The organism is Variovorax sp. Soil_C_19, from assembly GCF_057657255.1.
In genome coordinates, this window is the sequence record NZ_JBDGIV010000025.1 from 18,018 (window position 1) to 38,684 (window position 20,667).

Sequence of the window (20,667 nt, forward strand, 5' to 3'; positions counted from 1 at the left end):
TCCTTGGCTGTCCTTAACCGTCATCCCGCAGACTGGGACTGGCACCGCTGCCACCGCTGTCGCCCGAGCGCAGCGTGTGGGCGGCAGCGGTCGCGCCGTGTGCGATGCGCTGGTGACGTTGGAGCCGCCGCGCCCAGGCGGGCGGCGCCGCGGATGCGGCTGGCGCACCGGCCGCTGCGGCACTGGCCGTGGCAGCGGCAGACGGAGGCGTGGCCGCCTCGGCAACGAAGTTCGCGGCGCGGTCGCGAACGGCCTTGGCGCCCGACGCAACGCGATCACCGACTGCTCCGGCGCCGCTGCGCGCGACGTTGGCCAAGCCCGCGCCGGCAGCGCGCAGGCCGCTGCCTCCCGAAACCGCAGCACCGGCTTCATAAGCCGAGCGAGCGCCACCGGCGAGCGTGCTGGCCGAGCGGCCTGCAGCCGCTGCGCCGCCGATCACGCCGCGCGCCGCCCCGGGCGCCATGCGCGCACCGGCCGCGACCGCCGCGCCTGCGCCCGCAACGGCGGCGCCACCAGCGACCGCCAGCCCTGCTCCGCCGACCAGCGTCCCGGCCGCCGCGCCGGCACTGAGTTGCGGTGCACCGGACACCAGTCCGGTGGCGATACCCGGCCCGAAGATGCCCAAGCCGAACAGCGCGAGCGAGGCGAGCATGATGGTGAGCGCGTGGTCGATGCTCGGCTCGGTGCCCGGCGGCGTCGTGAACTCGCCGAACAGACCCGTGCCGATGCCGACGATCACGGCCAGCACCAGCACCTTGATGCCCGACGAGACCACGTTGCCCAGCACCCGTTCGGCGAGGAACGACGTCTTGTTCCACAGCGCGAAGGGCACCAGGACGAAGCCGGCGAGCGTCGTCAGCTTGAACTCGATCAGCGTCACGAAGAGCTGGACCGAGAGCACGAAGAAACTCACGACGACCACGAGCCAAGCCAGACCCAGCACCGCGATCAGGTCGAGATTGGCGAACACCTCGGGGAAGCCCGTGAGGTCGCCGATCTGCGTCATGATCGGCCGCGCGGCATCGATCCCGACCTGCGCGAGCCGGCCCGGCTGCAGCAGCTGTGCCTGCGTCAGCGCAGAGCCCGAGGCGGTCAGGCCCAGGCTCGCAAACGAGCGGAAGACAATGCCTGCCAGGCTATTGAAGTTGCCGATGATGTAGGCGAAGGCTCCGACGTAGAGCACCTTCTTGATCGGCTTGGCGATCACCTCGTCTCCGCCACCGCCGCCGGTGTGGCTCATCGCCCAGAACAGGCCGGCAAGCGTCATGTCGATCAGCACCAGCGTGGCCGTCAGGAATGCGATCTCGCCGCCGAGCAGGCCGAAGCCCGAATCGATGTAGCGCGAGAAGACGTCCAGGAAGCGGTCGATGACGCCCACGTCGTTCATGACGTCATTCCTTGGGCGCCGACTGTGCGGCCGGAGGCGCTGGCGCCGCCACCGGATCGGCGGCATAGGGGGAGCGGCCGCCGTCAAGAAAGCGCCGCCGCGTGGCCTCGGCCACTGCATTGCACTGCGCATCGCCGACCTTGGCATGGTCCGCCTTGCAGGCCTCGCGTAAATCCCGCAGGCGCTCGGGGTTGACGACCAGGGATTCGACGCTCTCGATGGGCAGAGGCTTCTTCTCGCAGGCCGCCAACGCGACCGCGCACAGGCAGACGATCAGGATTCGTCGCATGGATCTGTTCCTTTCAGTTGCCGTAGAAGTTGACGTTGGTGGACGTGTACGGCGTTCCCTCGCCGTGGAAGCGCCGGCGCACCTCGCGGGCGCGCTCCTGCACCGCGACCTGGCGTGCCTGTTCCAGCGCGGCGGCACGGTCCTGGGTGATCTGCAGTTGCTGCGCCTGCATCGCCTGGCGCGACTGCAACGCGAGCAGCTGGTTCGTCGCCTGTGTTGCCTGCAGCGCGCCCACGGCCGACTGGCTGCGGTTCACGAGATCCGTCAGCGTGCGCTCGTCGGCGGCGAAGTTCTGCACCGCCTGCGACTGCACCCTGGTGGCAGTGCGCAGCGCTTCGAGGGAGTGGGACCACCGCTTGCGCGCATCCAGGGCCATCTGCATGCCCGAGGTCGCGGCGCCGTATGAGTCTGGGTAGAGGCTGCGGAACTCGGTCTCCATCTGCGAGACGTTGAAGGCGAGCCCCTGTGCCTGCTGAATCAGCTGGTTGGTCGCCGAGAGCGTTGCCCGCAGCTCGGACAGAGCGCTGAAGTCCAGGCTGGTCAGATTCTTTGCCTGGTTCATCAGCGACTGCGCCTGGTTCTGCAGCTGCTTGATCTGGTTGTTGATCTGCTCCAGCGTGTTGGCCGCCGTCAGGATGTTCTGCGCGAGGTTGGTCGGGTCGATCACCACCCATTGCGCGTGTGCGCCGGGTGCCAGCCCAGTGAGCAAGGCCGCAGCAGCGGCCAGCAAGATCTTCTTCATGGCTGAATCTCCTGAGGTGAAGGAAACGATGGAATGAGGTCGGCGGCCCAGTCCAGACCGCAGTGGCGAAGCCAATGGACCGCGAACTCCTGTGTGCCATGCGCGGCGAGCACGGCATCGATATCGCGCTGGTGCTCGGGAGTCGAAGCGCCAGCAAAAGCCAGGGCCACCGGCCCGAGGTCCAGGTCGAACACACGATTGCCGAGACGCGACTGGTAGTAGTAATCCTGTTTGGGCTGCGCCTGCGCGACGATCTCGATCTGCCGTGCGTTGAGCCCGAAGCTCTCGTAGATCGTGCGGATCTGCGGCTCCGCGGCCTGCGGGTTAGGCAGGAAGATGCGGCTTGCACAACTCTCTACGATCGCCGGCGCGATGGCCGAGCCCTGGATGTCCGCGAGGCTCTGCGTGGCGAATACGACGCTGACGTTCTTCTTGCGCAGCGTCTTGAGCCACTGGCGGATACGCGCGGCGAACACCGGGTCGTCCAGGAACAGCCAAGCCTCGTCGAGGATCAGCAGCGTGGGCGCGCCATCCAGCCGCTCCTCGAAACGCGCGAACAGGTAGCGCAGCACCGCCAGCGCGGCGGCCTTGCTGTGCATCAGCTCCTCCATCTCGAAGCCCTGCACGTCCGCACTGCCCAGCCGGTCGTGGTCGGCGTCCAGCAAGCTGCCGTGCGCACCCCCCAGCACATAGGGCGCGAGCGCCTGCCGCAGCGCGTTGGACTGCAGCAGCACCGACAGGCCGGTCAAGGTGCGCTGCTCCACCGGTGCGCTGGCCAGGCTACCGAGCGCGGACCAGACCGCTTCGCGTTCGTCCGGCCCGACGGCCATACCCTCCTGGATCAGCCGACCCTCGATCCACTCGGCAGCCCAGGTGCGGTAGCCTTGGCGGTCGATACGGGCCAGAGGCTGGAAGGCGATGGCGTTCTCGCCACTCGACTCGTCGGCCCGGCCCAGGTCGTAGTGCTCACCGCCCAGGCCCAGGACGGTCGCGCGGATCGACCGCCCCCAGTCGAACGCGAAGATGCGAGAATCCGGGTAGCGGCGGAATTGCAGCGCCATCGTCGCCAGCAGCACCGACTTGCCCATGCCGATCGGGCCCACGACCAGCGTGTTGCCCACGTCGCCAATATGCGTCACGAGCCGGAACGGCGTCGCACCATCGGTGCGCGTCACGATCAGCGCCGGACCCTCCAGGTGCGCATTGCGCTCCTGCCCCGCCCAGACGGCGGACACAGGCATCATGTGCGCCAATCCCAACGTGGAGACGATCGGCTGCCGCACGTTTGCATAGGCGTTGCCCGGGATGGAGGACAGCCAGGCCTCGACGGCATTCAGCGTCTCCGGGATGGTCACGAAGCCTCGCCCTTGGATCGCCCGCTCTACTTGCCGCAGCTTCTCATCGGCGGCGGCAGCATCGGCGTCCATCACCACCACCGTGGCGGTGAGATAGCCGAAGGCAACGTGGTCGCTGCCCAGTTCCTGCAGCGCCGCATCCGCATCCGCCGCCTTGTTGCTGGCGTCCGTGTCGACCAGGACGCTCTCCTGCTGGAAGATCGTCTCACGCAGCAGCGCCACGATGTTCTTGCGCTTGGCGAACCACTGACGGCGCAGGCGGATGAGTTCCTTCTCCGCCTCTGCCTTGTCCATGCACAGGAAGCGCGTGGACCAGCGGTAGGCGAAGCCCAGGCGGTTCAGGTCGTCCAGGATGCCCGGCCAGGTCGAGGTTGGGAAGCCACGCACGGTCAGCACGCGCAGGTGCTGATCGCCCAGCATGGGCGCGAGGCCGCCTACGAGCGGCGCATCGGCCAGCAGCGCATCCAGATGGATGGACACTTCCGGCACGGCCACCGGATGGCGGCGGGTGGACACCGTGGCATGGAGGTATGTCAGCGTCTGTGCGTCGTCCAGCCGGGCGATCTCTGGCATCACGCCGTCGAGAAGATCGAGCACCCGGTCGGTCTCGGCGACGAAGGCGGTCAGGCGATCCCGCCAGTCCACCCCTTCGCTCGCCCGGTTCTCATAGAGCATTCCTGCCGCGCGCGCACGGGACTCCTCGGGCGGCAGGTACTGCAGCGTCAGGTGGTAGCGGCTCTCGAAGTGGCTGGAGGATTGTTCGAACGCGGCGCGACGTTCCTCCTCCACCAGCCAGGACAGCGGCTCGGGGAAGTTAGAGCGGGGATAGCCGGCAGCCGGTAGGCGCTCCGCCTCGATGAACAGGGCCCAGCCCGAGCCCAGCCGGCGCAGCGCGTTGTTGAGGCGTGCGGTGATGGACACCAGTTCACCCTGCGTCGCACTGTCCAGGTCGGGGCCCCGGAAGCGCGCCGTGCGCTGGAAAGAGCCGTCCTTGTTCAGCACCACACCCGGCGCGACGAGCGCGGCCCAGGGCAGCCAATCGGCAAGCAGCGCGGGACGCTTTCGGTATTCAGCGAGATTCAGCACGGCATGCCCCCTACACGTCCAGCAGCGATCGCTGCTTCATGTGCCGCGCGAAAACCTGCATGAATTGCGGATCCGCGCGCGCACCCCACACCGCGAGCGAGTGGCCGACGAGCCATAGCAGGAGCCCGGGAATCCAGAGCTGGAGCCCGAGCCCGACGGCGGCTGCAAGAGTGCCGTTGGCGATCGCCACGGTGCGCGGTGCGCCGCCCATCAGGATGGGCTCCGTCAACGAACGGTGCAGCGGCACCTCGAAGCCTGGTGCGTCATTCACGTTCATGCCAGCACCGCCCCGCCGGCGAACGAGAAGAACGACAGGAAGAAACTCGACGCGGCGAACGCGATCGACAGGCCGAAGACGATCTGCACCAGCTTCCGGAAGCCGCCGCTCGTGTCGCCGAAGGCAAGTGTCAAGCCCGTGGCGATGATGATGATCACCGCGACGATGCGCGCCACTGGCCCCTGGATCGACTCGAGGATGGACTGCAGCGGTGCCTCCCAGGGCATGTTCGAGCCGGCCGCCTGGGCGGGCAGCGCGAAGGCCAGCATCAGCGCGGCCAGCAGCACGATTCGCAGCGCCAGACGAAAGCGTCCGGTGTGCAGAGACGGGTTTACGGAAATGCGCGAAGTCGTCATGACGGTTCTCCTGGAAGTGACGGCAGTGAGGGAAGCGAAGGCAATGGCGCGGGCGCCAGTTCGTGGTTGAGCTGGTAGCCGTTCGCGCCGAGGCCGACGACGCGCGCGATGGCCTCCACACGGCGCGTGCGGCCACGCCCGGAGATGAAGACGATGACGTTGATGGTCTCGGCGATCAATGCGCGCGGCACATTCATCGACACCTCCTGCACGAGCTGTTCGAGACGCGTGAGCGCGCCCATCGCGGAGCCCGCATGCAAGGTGGCAATGCCGCCCGGGTGGCCTGTACCCCAGGCCTTGAGCAGGTCCAGCGCCTCGGGACCGCGTACCTCGCCGACGACAATTCGATCAGGGCGCAGGCGCAGCGTGGAGCGCACAAGTTCGGTCATGCTGACCACGCCGGGCCGCGTGCGCAGCGGCACGTGGTCGTCTGCCATGCACTGCAGCTCCACCGTGTCTTCCAGCACGATCACGCGATCGCCGGTGGCAGCCACCTCGTCGAGCAATGCGTTGGCGAGCGTGGTCTTGCCCGTGCTGGTACCACCTGCGATCAGGATGTTCTGGCGGTCGCGCACGGCCGCGCGCAGGAATGACGCTTGATCAGCGGTGAGGATCCCGTCAACCACGTAGTCATCCAGGCGTATCACCGCGACGGCGCGCTTGCGCAGCGCGAACACCGGTCCTGGTGTGACCGGCGGCAGCGCGCCCTCGCAGCGCTCGCCGGTCTCGGGCAGTTCGGCGGTCAGCAGGGGCTTGTCCGCGTGCACCTCAGCGCGCACGTGTGCGGCGATCAACCGGATGATGCGTTCGCCGTCGGCAGGCGACAGCGTGACGCCCATCGGCGCACGGCCGCTGCCGAGGCGATCCAGCCACAATGAGCCATCCGGGTTGAGCAGCACTTCGACCACATCGGGGTCGGCCAGCGCCTGCGCGATCTCCGGTCCCATCGCTGTGCGCAGCATGCGGATGCGACGGTCCAGGGCCAGCGAGGCCGGCGCGGCAGATTTGTTCGGCTCACGCGGCTCGCCGGTCAAGAAGCCCCCTCCTGTTTGCTGTCGGTCGGGGTCGCCGGCCGATCATCTCCGCGGGTCTTCCCCACAGGATCACTCAATCCGAAGAACTGGCTGTCCTCGGGCTGGATCTCCTCGTACACGTCCTTGACCAGGCTGCGCCCGCGCAGCAGGTGGCGCCCAAGCTGTTCGATGAACTGCTCAAAGCGAAGGCGCCCCTGCGCGCGGGCCGCCTCCTGATGCGCCTCGGGCACTGGCGTGCTGACGGTCAGGAAGTAGCGCACGTACAGCGCCACCGTCTCGATCAGGATGTTCTGGTCGCGTTCGAGTTTGTCGTACTGGCGCGAAAGGCGATCCAGCCGCTTGCCGATGGCGGCCTCACGCTGGTCGCCACTGTCGGGGGAGAGGAACGAGGACAGCGCGGCGGCGATGATCGAAGACTTGGACAGGCCCTTCATTGCGGCCAGCTCGTCCAGCCGGCGCGCGTGGTCGGGCTCGAGGAAGATGTTCAGGCGCGCGCGGCTCACAGGGCGATCCCGTCGTCAGGGTCCAGCGCGGCCAGCCGCGCGGCGCGCTGCAGTCGCGGATCGGGCTGTGTCGGCAGGGGCAGCGGAGAATCATCGTCATCGAGCAGGCCAAGGTCGTCAGCGCCGTGCTCGGGCTGCGGGGTAAACGCCACCTCGCCCAGTTCGGGCTGGTGCTGGCGACCACCGTCATCGACGCCGCCAGCCTGCCCCGCCAGCGCCATGTTCAGAATCGGCGCGGCCAGCGGCAAAAGACCACTCCAGTCATCGAGGCGCGGCGCCGGGGTGTCTGCATAGCGGCTGCCGGACGTGACCGGTGGCGCGGGTTTGACGCGCACCGTGAAGTTGCGGTCAAGGTAGTAGCGGATCTTGCGCGCCTTGATCGGCGGATGGCCCGAGACCATCACCACCGCTTCATCGGGCGGCAGTTGCATCACCTCTCCAGGCGTCAGCAGTGGGCGAGCAGTCTCTTGGCGCGAGACCATCAGGTGCCCGAGCCAAGGTGCCAACCGATGGCCGGCGTAGTTCCGCTGTGCACGCAGCTCGGTTGCCGTGCCCAGCGCGTCGGAGATGCGCTTGGCGGTGCGCTCGTCGTTGGTCGCAAACGCGATGCGTACGTGGCAGTTGTCCAGGATCGAATGGTTCTGGCCGTAGGCCTTGTCGATCTGGTTGAGCGACTGCGCAATCAGGAAGGAACGCAGGCCGTAGCCCGCCATGAAGGCCAGCGCCGATTCGAAGAAGTCCAGGCGCCCGAGCGCCGGAAACTCGTCGAGCATCAGCAGCAGCTTGTGCCTGCGCTCGATGCCATCCGATCCGTCGAGCGATTCGGTCAGGCGCCGACCGACCTGGTTGAGGATCAACCGGATCAGCGGCTTGGTCCGGCTGATGTCCGAAGGCGGTACCACGAGGTACAGCGACACCGGATGTTTTGCCGAGATCAGGTCAGCGATGCGCCAGTCGCAGCGCGAGGTGACCTTGGCGACTGTCGGATCGCGATACAGGCCGAGGAAACTCATCGCCGTGGAGAGCACGCCCGAGCGTTCGTTCTCGCTCTTGTTGAGGACTTCGCGTGCGGCTGACGCGACCACGGGATGCGGTGCCCTACCCTCACCGTTCTCCAGATGCTTGGTGGTCATCATGCGATGCAGCGTGACCTCGAAGGGGCAAGCCGGGTCGGACAGAAAGTTGGCGACGCCGCGCAGTGTCTTGTCCTCGCCCGCATAGAGCACGTGCAGGATGGCACCGACCAGCAGCGCGTGGCTGGTCTTCTCCCAGTGGTTGCGCCGTTCCAGCGCACCCTCGGGATCGACGAGGATGTCGGCGATGTTCTGCACATCGCGCACCTCGTGCACGCCGCGTCGCACCTCCAGCAGCGGGTTGTAGGCCGCCGACTTGGCATCGGTCGGATTGAACAGCAGGCAGTGCGAGAAGCGTGAGCGCCAGCCGGCGGTGAGTGCCCAGTTCTCGCCCTTGATGTCGTGGATCACGGCGGAGCCGGGCCACGACAGAAGTGTCGGCACAACCAAGCCCACACCCTTGCCTGAGCGCGTAGGCGCGAAGGCCATCACGTGCTCGGGTCCGTCATGGCGCAGGTAGCTATCGTCCATGCGACCGAGGAAAACACCGGCCCCGCTGGTCAGCTCTGCCTTGCGGACATCCTCCGCCTCGGCCCATCTTGCGGAGCCGTACGTGGTGACGCGACGGGCCAGCCGCGAGCGCCATACCGCCATGCCGATAGCCACACCCGCAGCAAGCAGGCCGCTGGACGCGGCGATGGCGCCCCCGCGCACGAACACGTCCGGCGCATAGACGTCATACCAGTACCACCACTCGAACAGCTTCCAAGGCTCGTACACTCGCAAGCCCGCCACGTCTGCCCACGCCGGTCCCAGCCGTTGCTGATAACCGAGCATATGGGCGGTCCACTGCGTGGCCGCCCACACCCCAGTCAGGGCCACGCTCACAACAACTGCGAGTTGGCCATACAGAATGCCTGTTTGGACGCCTGGCGAGAAGCGCTCCCGCGTTTCGAATCGAAATGCCATCTCTGCCGTTCCCCTGGCGCTCCACTGCGCCCCATACCTGCGCACCCCCGTGGCGCGCAAAGCACTAGTCTGGAATCGATAGGCTGAGAGATAAACCCAATCGGGCGTAGCTCAGCGAAGGCTGGCAGATACGTCGCGAAAGACGTAGTTGGCTGGCGGGATTTCGTCGCCGACACCTAGGAGCAACGAGCGCTCGCGACGGAATGCTCGTCTGCTCTCCAGGCCGAATGTAGTCCGTGCGAGCAAGGACGATATGTATGCACGCGCTACGCGGTGCGACGAAATTGGAGTCTTCGGTGGCAAAGCTTCGTAGGGGGCCGCAGCTCTACTGCTCGCCTTTTCCCCGTCGCCTTTTCCTCCATGGTCCGAGCGGTAGCTTTATTGCGACTCCTTTCCTCTCTCGATTTCTGAGTACAAGTCATTCTTCGAGAGCTTTCCTACGGATGTTTTGGGAAGCTCTCTGCGGAATTCCACTTCAGAAGGTAGTTCATGTTTTCCCAGCTTTCCCTGCAGGAACGATCGCAAGACCTCGATGGTGAACGGCTCTGCCTCCGGCTTAAGCTTGATAAAAGCCTTGGGCGACTGGCCACGATAATTGTCGGCGACGCCGATGACCATGACCTCCTCGACCGCGGGGTGCCGGTAGATTGCCTCTTCTATAACGCGCGGATAAACGTTGAACCCGCCACAGATCAGCATGTCTTTCAGTCGGTCAACCAAGATCAAATCGCCCTCCTTTGACATGTATCCCAAATCGCCCGTGCGCAGGAAGCCGTCTGCACTGAATGCCTCTGCGGTCGCGGCATCAGCATTCCAGTACCCCCTCATCACATTGGGACCGCGAACCCACAGCTCGCCCGGCGCATCGCCAGAGGTCAGGCAACCTGTCTCCGGGTCCACAAACTTCAGTTCCAGCCCCGCCACTGGCCTGCCGGGCGACCCTATAAGACGAGCCCGACGCAGCGGAGACAGCGTGCCGACACCGCAAGTCTCAGTCATGCCCCATCCCTCATGAAGCTCACATCCAGCACGTTGCGTGAATGCTCGATATGTTTGCGCCGCGATTGGAGCGCCTCCGGAGTTGCACAACCGAAGTGATGAGAGCCCAAGGGAAGCCTCATCCCCGAATGTGCTCAAGGCAACGAACATGGTCGGCACGCCCAGGAACACGCTCACATCGCTGTCGCGGATCTCTCGAACAACCTCGGAGGCATCAAATCGCTCGTGGAGGATCAGCTCGGCGCCGATCGAGAGACCTAACAGCATGTTCACCACCATGGAGTAGACGTGGAACAATGGCAGCGCCACCAGGAACCGCTCCTGTCCTTGCCGCAGCAGCCCGCCCTCTACCCAGAGCGCTGCAAGTTGCGATACCGCTGAGGAGCAATTGCCGTGGGATAGCATGGCGGCCTTTGGCCTGCCCGTTGTGCCACCTGTGTACTGCAAGACAGCGAGCTCCTGCGGCGAGGTAGTCTGCGTGCCGGTAATGCAGAAGTCATCATGCGTCATCAGTTCGGCAAGGGGCTTGTACCGTCCTGAGGGGCAAGCGAGGGCAAGAAGGCCTTCGGTCGGCTCAGGCTCGAAATCGCCCGCGCCGCCGACCAGCACGTGCCGCAACGAGCCTTTCTGCGCGATTTCGTCCACGGCCCCTAGCAAATCGGGGGCGTCCGATGTGATGAGCAGTTCGGTTCGGCTATCTACGATCTTTGACAGCAATGCCTCAGAAGCATCTAAAGGCGAGTAGTTCACCACGACTGCACCGGCCTTCATGATGGCGAGAAAGGCCACGACATAGTGCGCCGAGTTCTGCAGGTACAGGCCGACATGTGTTCCGTCCAGCACTCCAATCCGTCTCAGCCCGTTCGCCATGCGATCGCTCAACTGGTCCAGATCGTGATAACTCATGGCAAGGCGGCGAAAGCGCAAGGCGGGGCGCTGCGGCCACCGGGCTACCGCGGCACGGAAGAGTCGAGTCACTTCGTTGCAAGGAAGCTCCCTTGCGGAATAAGTTGAGTTGCTCATAGTCGGAGTTGGTTGAAGTGAATAGCTGGCTCGCAGGCAGCGCCGATAGAATCGAAGCCCGTTTCTCGCAACCAAAGAAGAAAGGATTCTGGATGTACAGGAAGCCGATGCTCACCACCTTGAAGGAGTTGCATCCGCTCGATGAGCCCTTGCTTCTGATGAACTACGCGTTGCGCGGGCTCGTTGTCGAAGCCGATAAATATCTCGCGTCCCACGGACTTTCTAGAGTGCATCACCGCATCCTTTACGTGCTTGCCAGAGCTGATGACATGTCTGTGGGCGATCTGCTGACAATGCTAGGAATCAGCAAACAGGCGCTGCATCAGCCCATGAAGTTCCTTCAAGAAAATGGATACATCACAGCTGTGCGTTCTAAGTCGGAGCACCGTGTCAAATTGCTCAACCTGACGCCCAAGGGTCGACAACTGGAGCTGTCGGCTACTGACTTCGAGCGCAGCGCCATGCAAACTGCATTCGACTTGGTATCAAAGGACGGCTGCAATGCCTGGCTTAAGATCATGGTTTCCCTAGCAAACCGCATCGAGTGAGCCGAGCGGGGCTGGCGCCTTCACCGCGATAGAACCGGGCACTCCGTCGCCACGAGTGAAAACGCAGGTGCCGCGGTCAGGGTGTGTTCAGCGTCAGCGGCCGTAGACCTTGCCGAACAACACCCAGGTCCTGCCGTCGAAGCGCGACAGTTGCTGGCGTTCGATCGGGAAGAAATCGTCCGCTGAGGTTTTGACGTTGACACCGGGTAGCAGCATCGGCAGCGTGATGTCTAGGCTAGCGGCCTGCTTCATAATGTTCTCGCGCGTCAGATTGTCGCCTGCCTGTTTCAGCACCTGCTCCAGCCCCTGCGCAACGGTATAGGCGTAGACGTTGTAGCTGTCGTTGATGTTGGCGCTGGCGTTGTACTTCTTGAACCAGGCCAGGAAGTCGTCCCACTCCTTGCCTTTCTGGAACTGCCGGTCGGTCGGGTCCTTGATGTACTGCGCGGTGATCAGGCCGTTGCTGTTGTCCAGGCCGGCGGGCGTGAGCACTGAACCGACCGAGGCCGACACGTTGTTCAGGTAGTGCGTCGGCTTCCAACCGATCTCGGCCGCCTTCTTGATCGCCTGCGCCGCAAACTTCGGCGTGGTGATGTTGAAGAACACGTCGGCGCCGGAGCCTTTAAGTGTGACCATCTGGCTGTCCACTGTCGGGTCCGTTACCTCGTAGCTCAGCTTGCTGACGATCATCGTCTTGGCCTTGTCGCCCAGGCCGTCTTCGAAGCCCTTCAGGTAGTCCTTGCCGTAGTCGTCGTTTTGGTAGAGCACCGCGATCCTCGCGTTCGGCTTGGTCTCAAGGATGTGCTGCGCAAAGACCCCGGCTTCGGACTGATAGCTGGGCTGCCAGCCTATGGTCCAAGGAAAGTTCTTCGGGTCGGCCCACTTGGTAGCGCCGCTGGAGACGAACAGGTGCGGCACCTTCTTGTCGTTCATGTACTTGTGAATCGCCGTGTTCGCCGGCGTACCCAGCGTGTTGAACAGCAGTAGCACCTCTTCCTGCTCAACCAGCTTGCGGGTCTGCTCCACGGTCTTTGCCGGGTTATAGCCGTCGTCCAGGCTGATGAACCTGATCTTGCGGCCGTGGATGCCGCCTTCGGCATTGACCTTCTCGAAATAGGCGCTGATGGACTTGCCGACCGTTCCGAAGGCCGAAGCGGGCCCGGAATAGGGGCTGATGCCGCCGATTACGAGCTCCTTGTCGCTCGCACCAGGATCATATTTTTTTTGGGCCAGCGCGGAGCCGGTGACGCTTAGCGCGGCCGCTGCGGACGCGATAAAGGCAATGCTCTTCAGGTTCATGTGCAATATCTCCTTTGAGTGGTGAGGAACGGAGCCAGGGCTTTCAGCTTGCAGACTTGGCGCGTAATTTCGCCCAGAGGCGGTGCACTCCCCCCATCACGCCGGCGGGCATCAGGTACATCAGCCCGATCAACAGCACGCCGTAGATGGCGGCTGGGGCGGACTTCGAGATCTCGTCGGCGATGTTCGGCACGAACTGGATGAAGATGCCACCGAAGATCGCACCCGGGATCGACGCTAGCCCGCCGACGACCACGCCGACCAGTAGGAAGATCGAGAGCGTGACCGTGAAGCTGTCGGGCGACACGAAGGCGACGACGATCGCGCCCAGCGCGCCGGCGAGTCCGGTGAAGCCGGCTGAGGTGCCGAAGGTCAGCGACTTGAACATCGGCAGGTTGATACCCATAGCGGTGGCGGCAATCGGATGGTCGCGAATCGCCACCAGCGCGCGGCCCACACGGCCTCGCAGCAGGTTCCAGGCGAGGAGGAACATCAGCGCCGCGACGGACAGCGTGAAGAAGTACAGCCAGCGGTCGGCCGACAGCGGCTGGCCGAACAGCGTGAACGTGAACGGTGGCTCCGGCTTGTTGAGCACGATCCCCTGTACCCCGCCGGTGAAGTACTCGATCTGCTTGTACTTCAGCAGCTGCGGAACGGCCAGCGCGAGAGCGAAGGTGGCCAATGCCAGAAAGTGACCGGCTAGGCGCAGCGCTGGGAAGCCGACGAGGAAGCCGAAGACAAAACAGAACACGAAGGCGGCCGGCAGCGTGGCCCAATAGGGCACCTGGTACAGCGACATCAGTATTGCGGCGGTGTAGGCGCCCAAGGCGTAGAAAGCGCCGTGCCCGAGCGAGAACTGGCCGTTGAAGCCAGTGAGGATATTCAGACCCAGGATCGCCACCGCATACACCAGCACCAGGTTGAACTGAAACACGCGGTAGTTCTTGAACAGGAAGGGCAGTATCAGCAGCGCGACGGCGGCGACGACGCCGATCCACACCCATTTGTGATCGACTTTGCCGCTCATACGCGCACCACCACATTCTTGCCGAACAGGCCGGCGGGCTTGAGCGTCAACGTGGCTACGATCAGCACCAGCGCCACGGTGAGCTTCAGCTCGGTGCCGATGACGTAGGCGCCGAGCAGGTTCTCGAGTACGCCGACGATGAAGCCGCCGATTACCGCGCCCAGCGGGTTGTCGATGCCGCCAAGTAGTGCCCCGGCAAAGCCGTACAGCAGGATGCCGGTCATCAGGTTCGGGTCGAGGAAGACGACGGGCGCGACCATCATGCCGGCGATGGCCCCGATGCCCGCGGCCAAGCCCCAGCCCAGGCCCAGCATCCACGAAACGCGGATGCCCACCAGCCGCGCCGAGTCGGGGTTCTGCGCCGCGGCGCGCATCGCCAGCCCGATGGGCGTGAATTTGAAGAAGGCGAACAGCCCGAGCAGCACCAGCAGCAGCACGCCGGCCGAACCGACCTGGTGCGCCGAGAAGTACTTGGTGGTCAGGAACGAATCCTTGGAGAAGGGGCTGTCGAAGGACTTGATGGTGTGGTCAAAGAACCAGCCCGAGAGGGCATTGAAGATCAGCAGCAGGCCGATGAAGACGATGACGTTGGTCAGCACCGGCGCCTTCTCAATCGGCCGCACGATGATGCGCTGCACCAGCAGCCCGCCGGCAAAGGACACGCCCACGGTGAAGAAGAACGCGCCCCAGTAGGGCCAGCCGCTCTGGATCAGCCACCAGGCGATGAAGGTGCTGAAGGTGGCCATCTCCCCCTGGGCGAAGTTGATGTGGTGCGTGGCCTGGTAGATCATCACCAGGGCCAGCGCCATCGATCCGTAGATGATGCCGTTGGCCAGGCCCGAGAAAATTTGGTGCAACAGGGCTTCCATGAGTGCTTGGTCTTCAGTAGCCGAGGTAGGCGCGGCGCACCGACTCGTCGTTTTTGATGGTCTCGCTCGGGCCGGACAGCGCGACGCGGCCGGTTTCCAGCAGGTAGGCATGGTCCGCCACGTCCAGCGCCAGGCTAGCGTTCTGCTCGACCAGCAGCATGCTCACGCCGTCTTCCTTGTTGATGTTGCGCATGATGCGGAAGATCTCCGCGACGATCAGCGGCGCCAGGCCAAAGGACGGTTCGTCCAGCAGCAGAAGCTTGGGCCGCAGCATCAGCGCGCGGCTGATGGCTAGCATCTGCTGCTCGCCTCCGGATAGCGTGCCGGCCTGCTGGTGGCGCCTTGTTTTGAGGATCGGGAATCGCGTGAACATGCGCTCCATGTCCTCGGACATTTCGGCCTTGTTGCCTCGCATGTAGGCGCCCAGTCGCAAGTTCTCCTCGACCGACAGGCCGGTGAAAGTGCCGCGGCCGTCGGGCACGTGGGCTACGCCCATGCGCACTACCGCTTCGGTGGATTTGCCCACCAGCTGTTCGCCATCGAACTGGATGCTGCCGCTGGTCGTAGCCACTTGGCACAGTGCGCGCAGGGTGGTCGTCTTGCCGGCGCCATTGGCGCCGAGGATGGCAGTGATGTGGCCGGCCCCGAGCGTGAAGCCCACGTCGTACAGCACCTGGGTCGCGCCGTAGAACGCGCACAGCTTGTTGACTTCCAGGAGCTTAGACATGCGCGGGCGCTCCCAGGTAAGCCTTGATCACGTCCGGCTGCTTCTGGATGTACTCCGGGTTGCCTTCGGCGATCTTGCGGCCGAAGTTCAGCGCGACGATGTGGTCCGACACGCTCATCACCAGACTCATGTGGTGTTCGACCAGCAGCACGGTGATGCCCAAGCGGTCGCGTGCATCGCGGATCAGCTGCGCCAGCTCCGACAGCTCTTCGTGGTTCAGGCCCGCAGCCGGCTCGTCCAGCAGCAGTAGCTTGGGCTCTGCGGCCAGCGCGCGCGCGAATTCCACGCGCTTCTGGATGCCGAAAGGCAGGTCGCCCACCGCGCGGTGCTGGAACGGCGTGAGCGCCAGGTCTCGGATAATCCTGCCGGCCCGCTCGCGCACGCTGGCTTCTTCGGCCGACACGCGCGGCAGGCGCAGCGCGTTGGACAGGAAGCCGGACGACGAGCGGCAGTGCGCGCCAACCATTACGTTGTCGAGTACCGGCATGGTGCGGAACATCGCTAGGTTCTGGAATGTACGGCCTATGCCTAGCCCGGCGATCTGGTGCGTGGGCGTGTTGGTGATCGACTTCCCCTCGAACAGGATGTCGCCGACCTGGTACTGGTACAGCCGGCTCAGGCAGTTGAACAAGGTGGTCTTGCCGGCGCCGTTGGGGCCGATAAGACCGCAGATGTCGCCGCGCTTGACATCGAAGCTGACGCCGTCCAGTGCGACGATGCCGCCAAAGCGTATCGACATGTCTTGAACGCGCAGCAACGGGAGGGCCGAAGTTCGCTCAAGCGCATGCGAGCCCAAGGGCAGCGCCTTGGCGCCGAGAGGGCCGCCGGTCGGCGGGGCCGCGGCGACGTAGGGTACGGAAATCATCCGGCGGTTCGCTGTAATGGGTCGAATCGGGAGTGGGGTGCCCTCAGGCGGTCGGCAACTGGATCGACTTGTATTCGAAGAACTCGTCCAGGCCGTAGCGCCCGAGTTCGCGGCCGAGGCCGGAGCGCTTGACACCGCCAAAGGGCGCCATTGGATTGAACGGGGCGCCATTGATGTCTACTTGCCCTGTGCGGATGCGTTGGGCGACAGCGCGTGCGTGCGCGACATCGCCCGACCAGACGCCGCCTCCAAGGCCATAGTCGCTGTCATTGGCCATTTCAATGGCGTCCTCTTCGTCGCGGTACGTCATGATGGACAAGACTGGCCCGAAAATTTCTTCGCGACCGATCCGCATCAGATTCGTGACGTTGGCGAAAACCGTCGGTTTGACGAAGAAGCCCTTGGAGGTATGGGCCGGCGCTTCGGCTCCGCCGGTCACCATCCGGGCGCCTTCGGCGATTCCTTGCTGGATGTAGGCCCGCACCCTTTCCCGCTGCACACTAGTGATCAACGGGCCTAACGCCACCGAAGGATCCAGAGGGTCACCGACCGTCATGTCCTCGCAAAGGGCAACAACACGCTCAATGAGTTCGGCAGAACGTCGCTGCGATACAAGCATTCGGGTCTGCGCAACGCAGGTCTGCCCGTTGTTCATGAAAGTTGAGGCCAGCGCGCCTTTCGCGGCCTGTGAGAAGTCGGCGTCGTCCAGGAGGACCACTGCGGACTTTCCACCCAGTTCGAGGGTCACACGCTTGACATCGCGCGCCGCGAGTTCGGCCACACGGACGCCAGCCCTCGTGGAGCCGGTAAAAGAAACAAGGTCGACCTGTGGGTGACTTACCAGCGCCTCCCCGACCGTTGGGCCAAGACCTGGGACCAGATTGAACACGCCCGCGGGAAACTCGAGCTCGTGCAGGACTTCTGCCAACAAGAAAGCGCTGAGGGGGGCAACTTCCGACGGTTTGAGCACGACTGTGCAGCCAGCCGCCAATGCGTTGGCAACCTTTGAGGCCACCTGGTTGAGTGGAAAATTCCATGGCGTTATGCAAGCGACTACGCCGACCGGTTCGCGGCTGATTTCGGAATTGCCCACGCGTTCTGGTTCCCGATCAAAAGTTCGGGCGAGCTTCGCCGCGTTGGCGAACGTGAGGGCCGGGAGTCCTGCCTGTGCGTAGCGAGAAAATTCAATGGGAGTTCCCACTTCGCGCGTGATGGTTTCGCCGATTTCATCGCATCGCGCCGCCAGTGCATTGGACACACGATCCAGCCATTGGGCTCGCTCCTCCGGCGGTAGACGGGACCAGCGCGGAAATGCGGCCCTTGCGGCTTCGACGGCGCGGGCAACATCCGCAGCCTCCGCCAATGGAATCCGCCCGATTACCTCTTCAGTGGCTGCCTCCGCGACCACGCCTCGCTCGTCTGACGAAGGAGCAGTCCACTGGCCGCCGATGTAGATGTGCTTGAAGTCTTTCACGTTGCTCTCTTTCAAATGGGCATAAGGGTCTATGGCAGATGTGGCTCGTCTCAAGTGACCCGCTCTCGCACCATCACCACTTTTCCAGGGTGGTGATCAAGCGCATCAGGCGCCTCCTCGCACGAGACGATGCGGGTCAACGCAAGGGGATCGCACTGGCCGCCGCGCACCAGGTCGATCACCTTGGGCATGTGGGGCCGCACGCCGCACAGCCCTACCGAGAAAGTGACATCCCGCAGATACATCTGAAACAGAGGAATCTTCGGGTCGTCGAAGATGATGCCGATGCATGAGCAGTGCCCGCCCGGTGCAAGCGCGAGCAAGCCCGTCCGGAAGGTTTCGTGGTCGCGAGTGGCGGCAACCACTACGTCAAACTGCTCGTGCAGATCCTCCGCCTTCCCATCAAAGATGTGAGCCTGCGAGTGCCCCGCGAGCCGTTGCCGAGACTCACTCGTGTCAAAGTAGGTCACGGAGCGCGCTCCGGCAACCTTGGCCATTTGCGTTGCCATCAGACCGAGGCTTTCAGTCCCGCCGACGACCAGCACGTTTGCGTTGGTCCGATGCGCCAGAGGCTTGCTGATAGCTACCCAGGCATCGGTCAGGTTGTCGCTAACCGACGCCACGGATGCCGGATCAACATCCTGGGGCACGGACACAAGCATTGCGTCGGCGAAAGGAACGCTCACGAGCTCAGAGAACAAGCCGCCCCACAAGCCGCCGGCGGGCGTGCCGTAGCCCGCGTACTTTGGGACTGCCGCACAGGCAATCGACCTCCCGAATAAGCAGGGTCCGCATTCGCCGCAGGCGATCTTCCAGGGAATCGCGACCACATCACCGGGCCGGACGGTGCGGACTGCGCTGCCGACTTCCAGCACCTCTGCGACTGCCTCGTGGCCGATCGGAAAGCGCGGCAGGAATGGCGTCCCGCCTTGGCGGATGCGACGGTCGAGGTCACAAAATGCTGAGGCGATAGGTCTGACGATGGCTTCTTTTGGCGACTTCAGCTTGGGGTCTGGCGCTTGCGCCCAATTGAGCCGCCCGGGGCTTTCGTAGACGAGTTCAAGCATCGCGGCACTCCTTGGCCCGCGAGCTGACCATGAAGCTAGCTGACGCGATCGCATAGCACTTTCCGGCGGCGTCAACAATCCGTGCGGTGCACACGCCGAGACGCTTCGTACGCTCGACCAAATGCCCGACAGCCGTGTAGTGCTCGCCTTCCGCCAGCGGCCGGATGTACTTGACTCCCAAATCGATCGTCGCGTAGCTATCGCCCGCCCCGAGACCGGAATAAAGCGCCAAGGCCGCGGCGCTGTCTAGGCAGGTCGCCGCGAATCCACCGTGGATTCCGCGTGCCGGATTGTGGTGGCGTGCATCCGGCGCGACTCTCAGATGAACTTCGCCGACGGCGACGTATGTGATTACCATAGGGATCGTGGAACCCATGCTTGATCCAGGCATGGCGCCGCTACGGACCGCTTCGAGGATACATAGCGGCTCCGTGACGACTGGATCGGGCCCGCTGAGGGACGTGATGCTGGGGCTAATTGGCTTCATTGGAGGCGCAACTCAAGTGGGAGAATTCAATCTACAAGTCAATCACATTGACGTTAAGGGGGCATTTTTCCCTTTGACCGTTCGCTTCAAGCTGGCGATGGCGTTCCTTCGACTAAGTACACGACGTAGTCCGCACCTTGTTGCCGCTTCTTTTTGGCCTCCTGATATGCGGGGCTCCCGTACCAGGCTTTCGCGGCCCTCAACGTCGAAAACTCCAATACGGCGAAGCCTTCCACCTGCGGTCCTTCAAGGGCTTCAGTGTGCTCGTAGAAGACTTTGATGCCCGGTGGGTGATCGCCACGTGCTCGACGAGCGAGCGCGCGATAGGCGTCCAATGCGTCAGCATCGCGTGTTGCTTTGCGGATCATGATCACGTAGGCAGTCATCTTCTTTCCTTCTCGAGTGGATGTTTCAATCGGTCATCTGTCGCGCAAGTGATTGTCACAATGGGTGCATTACGACAAGTTGAGCTGCTGTATCGGGATACTCCCGAAAGTACTGAATCAAGCCATCTTTAAGGCGAAATAGGTGAGCCCAGTTGTTGATGTAAGAAAGCCCAGTCGCACGGGAAGTGCATTTCGCTACGCCAAGGACCACTACGCTTTGGGACCTCTCGTCAACAAGGTATTCATTTGCCTGAAAGGAGTCAAAGACCAAGTGCTGATCCAATTCGCGCCAGAGTTCACTGATGCCATCGTGACCTTGGTGAGAACGCGCCCATGGCATATGCTCAACGATTCCGGGCACTTCGAACGTGCATTCCGGGCTCGACAACCGGGTGATGGCATTGAGGTCCCGTACCGCAAACGCGGCGTAGCACCCTTGCACGGCGGCTTGCAGTGCAGAACGATCAAGATTGGAAGTGGACACGTGCGCCTTTCTAAAAAGGGGGAAAAATTGCAAAAGAAACAGTCCTTCTTAAGTCAACATTATTGACCTTAGAGTTGTTTTGCACGTATTGGTGATTACCCGTACCCATGCAATGGCTGGAATACGGCTGACGCATAGATCAAACGCACGGCGGGCGGGGTAGAGCGTACCCTGCAACCCGATCGTGCCAAGGCAACAGAGAACCCGCGCGGCCGAGAGGAAGCGCGATCCGCTAGGAGCAATTACACAGGCGAACGGATCATTAGGTTCAGCAGGCCGACGTTGGCATGAGCGCGGCGGACTTGTGCCTCCGAGTGATGTCGAGCAAGCCAGCCTCGCCA

21 protein-coding genes are annotated in these 20,667 nt (G+C 63.7%); 1 reads left to right on the forward strand and 20 read right to left on the reverse strand.

The features are described 5' to 3' along the window. Positions 1-13: 13 nt before the first annotated feature. The 10 genes from trbL to AC3A6R_RS26485 all read right to left on the reverse strand — a co-directional run bounded on the left by trbL (position 14) and on the right by AC3A6R_RS26485 (position 11,093). Positions 14-1,387 (reverse strand): P-type conjugative transfer protein TrbL, encoded by a 1,374-nt coding sequence (gene trbL / locus AC3A6R_RS26440; protein WP_487866072.1) that lies wholly within the window; start codon positions 1,385-1,387, stop codon positions 14-16. Between the two features lie 4 nt (positions 1,388-1,391). Continuing rightward, positions 1,392-1,676, reverse strand: coding sequence for an EexN family lipoprotein (locus AC3A6R_RS26445; protein ID WP_487866073.1), 285 nt, complete (start codon positions 1,674-1,676; stop codon positions 1,392-1,394). A gap of 13 nt (positions 1,677-1,689) precedes the next feature. Further along, positions 1,690-2,418, reverse strand: coding sequence for a P-type conjugative transfer protein TrbJ (gene trbJ, locus AC3A6R_RS26450; RefSeq protein ID WP_487866074.1), 729 nt, complete (start codon positions 2,416-2,418; stop codon positions 1,690-1,692). Beyond that, positions 2,415-4,859: a conjugal transfer protein TrbE gene (gene trbE / locus AC3A6R_RS26455; protein WP_487866075.1), complete on the reverse strand. Its 2,445-nt coding sequence runs from the start codon at positions 4,857-4,859 to the stop codon at positions 2,415-2,417. The genes trbJ and trbE overlap by 4 nt, the downstream gene beginning before the upstream one ends. A 10-nt stretch (positions 4,860-4,869) precedes the next feature. Beyond that, positions 4,870-5,130, reverse strand: a complete 261-nt coding sequence (locus tag AC3A6R_RS26460; protein ID WP_487866076.1) for a VirB3 family type IV secretion system protein — start codon at positions 5,128-5,130, stop codon at positions 4,870-4,872. A 2-nt stretch (positions 5,131-5,132) separates the two neighbouring features. Continuing rightward, the gene (locus AC3A6R_RS26465) at positions 5,133-5,492 is read right to left on the reverse strand and encodes a TrbC/VirB2 family type IV secretion system protein (RefSeq protein ID WP_487866077.1); all 360 of its coding nucleotides are present in this window, start codon (positions 5,490-5,492) and stop codon (positions 5,133-5,135) included. Then, positions 5,489-6,454 carry a P-type conjugative transfer ATPase TrbB gene (gene trbB, locus AC3A6R_RS26470; RefSeq protein WP_487866101.1) on the reverse strand — a complete coding sequence of 322 codons (966 nt, stop codon included), beginning with the start codon at positions 6,452-6,454 and terminating at the stop codon, positions 5,489-5,491. Before trbB ends, AC3A6R_RS26465 begins: the two co-directional genes overlap by 4 nt. 68 nt (positions 6,455-6,522) lie before the next feature. Beyond that, the gene (locus AC3A6R_RS26475) at positions 6,523-7,029 is read right to left on the reverse strand and encodes a ribbon-helix-helix domain-containing protein (RefSeq protein ID WP_487866078.1); all 507 of its coding nucleotides are present in this window, start codon (positions 7,027-7,029) and stop codon (positions 6,523-6,525) included. Next, a complete protein-coding gene (locus tag AC3A6R_RS26480) occupies positions 7,026-9,071 on the reverse strand; it encodes a conjugal transfer protein TraG (RefSeq protein WP_487866079.1) in 2,046 nt (681 codons plus the stop codon). Before AC3A6R_RS26480 ends, AC3A6R_RS26475 begins: the two co-directional genes overlap by 4 nt. A 378-nt stretch (positions 9,072-9,449) precedes the next feature. Further along, the gene (locus AC3A6R_RS26485; RefSeq protein WP_487866080.1) at positions 9,450-11,093 is read right to left on the reverse strand and encodes an AMP-binding protein; all 1,644 of its coding nucleotides are present in this window, start codon (positions 11,091-11,093) and stop codon (positions 9,450-9,452) included. A gap of 17 nt (positions 11,094-11,110) precedes the next feature. Here AC3A6R_RS26485 and AC3A6R_RS26490 point away from each other — a divergent pair, with 17 nt between their 5' ends. Beyond that, entirely contained in the window at positions 11,111-11,641 is a 531-nt protein-coding gene (locus tag AC3A6R_RS26490) for a MarR family winged helix-turn-helix transcriptional regulator (RefSeq protein WP_487866081.1), read from the forward strand. 93 nt (positions 11,642-11,734) lie between these two features. Here AC3A6R_RS26490 and AC3A6R_RS26495 read toward each other — a convergent pair whose 3' ends face one another. From AC3A6R_RS26495 to AC3A6R_RS26540, 10 genes are all read right to left on the reverse strand, one after another. After that, the gene (locus tag AC3A6R_RS26495; RefSeq protein WP_487866082.1) at positions 11,735-12,940 is read right to left on the reverse strand and encodes an ABC transporter substrate-binding protein; all 1,206 of its coding nucleotides are present in this window, start codon (positions 12,938-12,940) and stop codon (positions 11,735-11,737) included. Between the two features lie 43 nt (positions 12,941-12,983). Beyond that, the gene (locus tag AC3A6R_RS26500; RefSeq protein ID WP_487866083.1) at positions 12,984-13,967 is read right to left on the reverse strand and encodes a branched-chain amino acid ABC transporter permease; all 984 of its coding nucleotides are present in this window, start codon (positions 13,965-13,967) and stop codon (positions 12,984-12,986) included. Next, positions 13,964-14,836, reverse strand: a complete 873-nt coding sequence (locus AC3A6R_RS26505) for a branched-chain amino acid ABC transporter permease (RefSeq protein WP_487866084.1) — start codon at positions 14,834-14,836, stop codon at positions 13,964-13,966. The genes AC3A6R_RS26500 and AC3A6R_RS26505 overlap by 4 nt, the downstream gene beginning before the upstream one ends. Before the next feature lie 13 nt (positions 14,837-14,849). Next, complete coding sequence (locus tag AC3A6R_RS26510) at positions 14,850-15,563, reverse strand: ABC transporter ATP-binding protein (protein ID WP_487866085.1); 714 nt, start codon at positions 15,561-15,563, stop codon at positions 14,850-14,852. Beyond that, positions 15,556-16,302 (reverse strand): ABC transporter ATP-binding protein, encoded by a 747-nt coding sequence (locus tag AC3A6R_RS26515; protein WP_487866102.1) that lies wholly within the window; start codon positions 16,300-16,302, stop codon positions 15,556-15,558. Before AC3A6R_RS26515 ends, AC3A6R_RS26510 begins: the two co-directional genes overlap by 8 nt. Before the next feature lie 169 nt (positions 16,303-16,471). Then, the gene (locus AC3A6R_RS26520) at positions 16,472-17,902 is read right to left on the reverse strand and encodes an aldehyde dehydrogenase family protein (RefSeq protein ID WP_487866086.1); all 1,431 of its coding nucleotides are present in this window, start codon (positions 17,900-17,902) and stop codon (positions 16,472-16,474) included. A gap of 50 nt (positions 17,903-17,952) precedes the next feature. Next, complete coding sequence (locus AC3A6R_RS26525) at positions 17,953-18,969, reverse strand: zinc-dependent alcohol dehydrogenase (RefSeq protein WP_487866087.1); 1,017 nt, start codon at positions 18,967-18,969, stop codon at positions 17,953-17,955. Further along, the gene (locus tag AC3A6R_RS26530; protein ID WP_487866088.1) at positions 18,962-19,345 is read right to left on the reverse strand and encodes a PaaI family thioesterase; all 384 of its coding nucleotides are present in this window, start codon (positions 19,343-19,345) and stop codon (positions 18,962-18,964) included. Before AC3A6R_RS26530 ends, AC3A6R_RS26525 begins: the two co-directional genes overlap by 8 nt. Before the next feature lie 197 nt (positions 19,346-19,542). Beyond that, positions 19,543-19,842, reverse strand: coding sequence for a DUF1330 domain-containing protein (locus tag AC3A6R_RS26535; RefSeq protein ID WP_487866089.1), 300 nt, complete (start codon positions 19,840-19,842; stop codon positions 19,543-19,545). A 55-nt stretch (positions 19,843-19,897) separates the two neighbouring features. After that, positions 19,898-20,326 (reverse strand): nuclear transport factor 2 family protein, encoded by a 429-nt coding sequence (locus AC3A6R_RS26540; protein WP_487866090.1) that lies wholly within the window; start codon positions 20,324-20,326, stop codon positions 19,898-19,900. Positions 20,327-20,667: the final 341 nt, after the last annotated feature.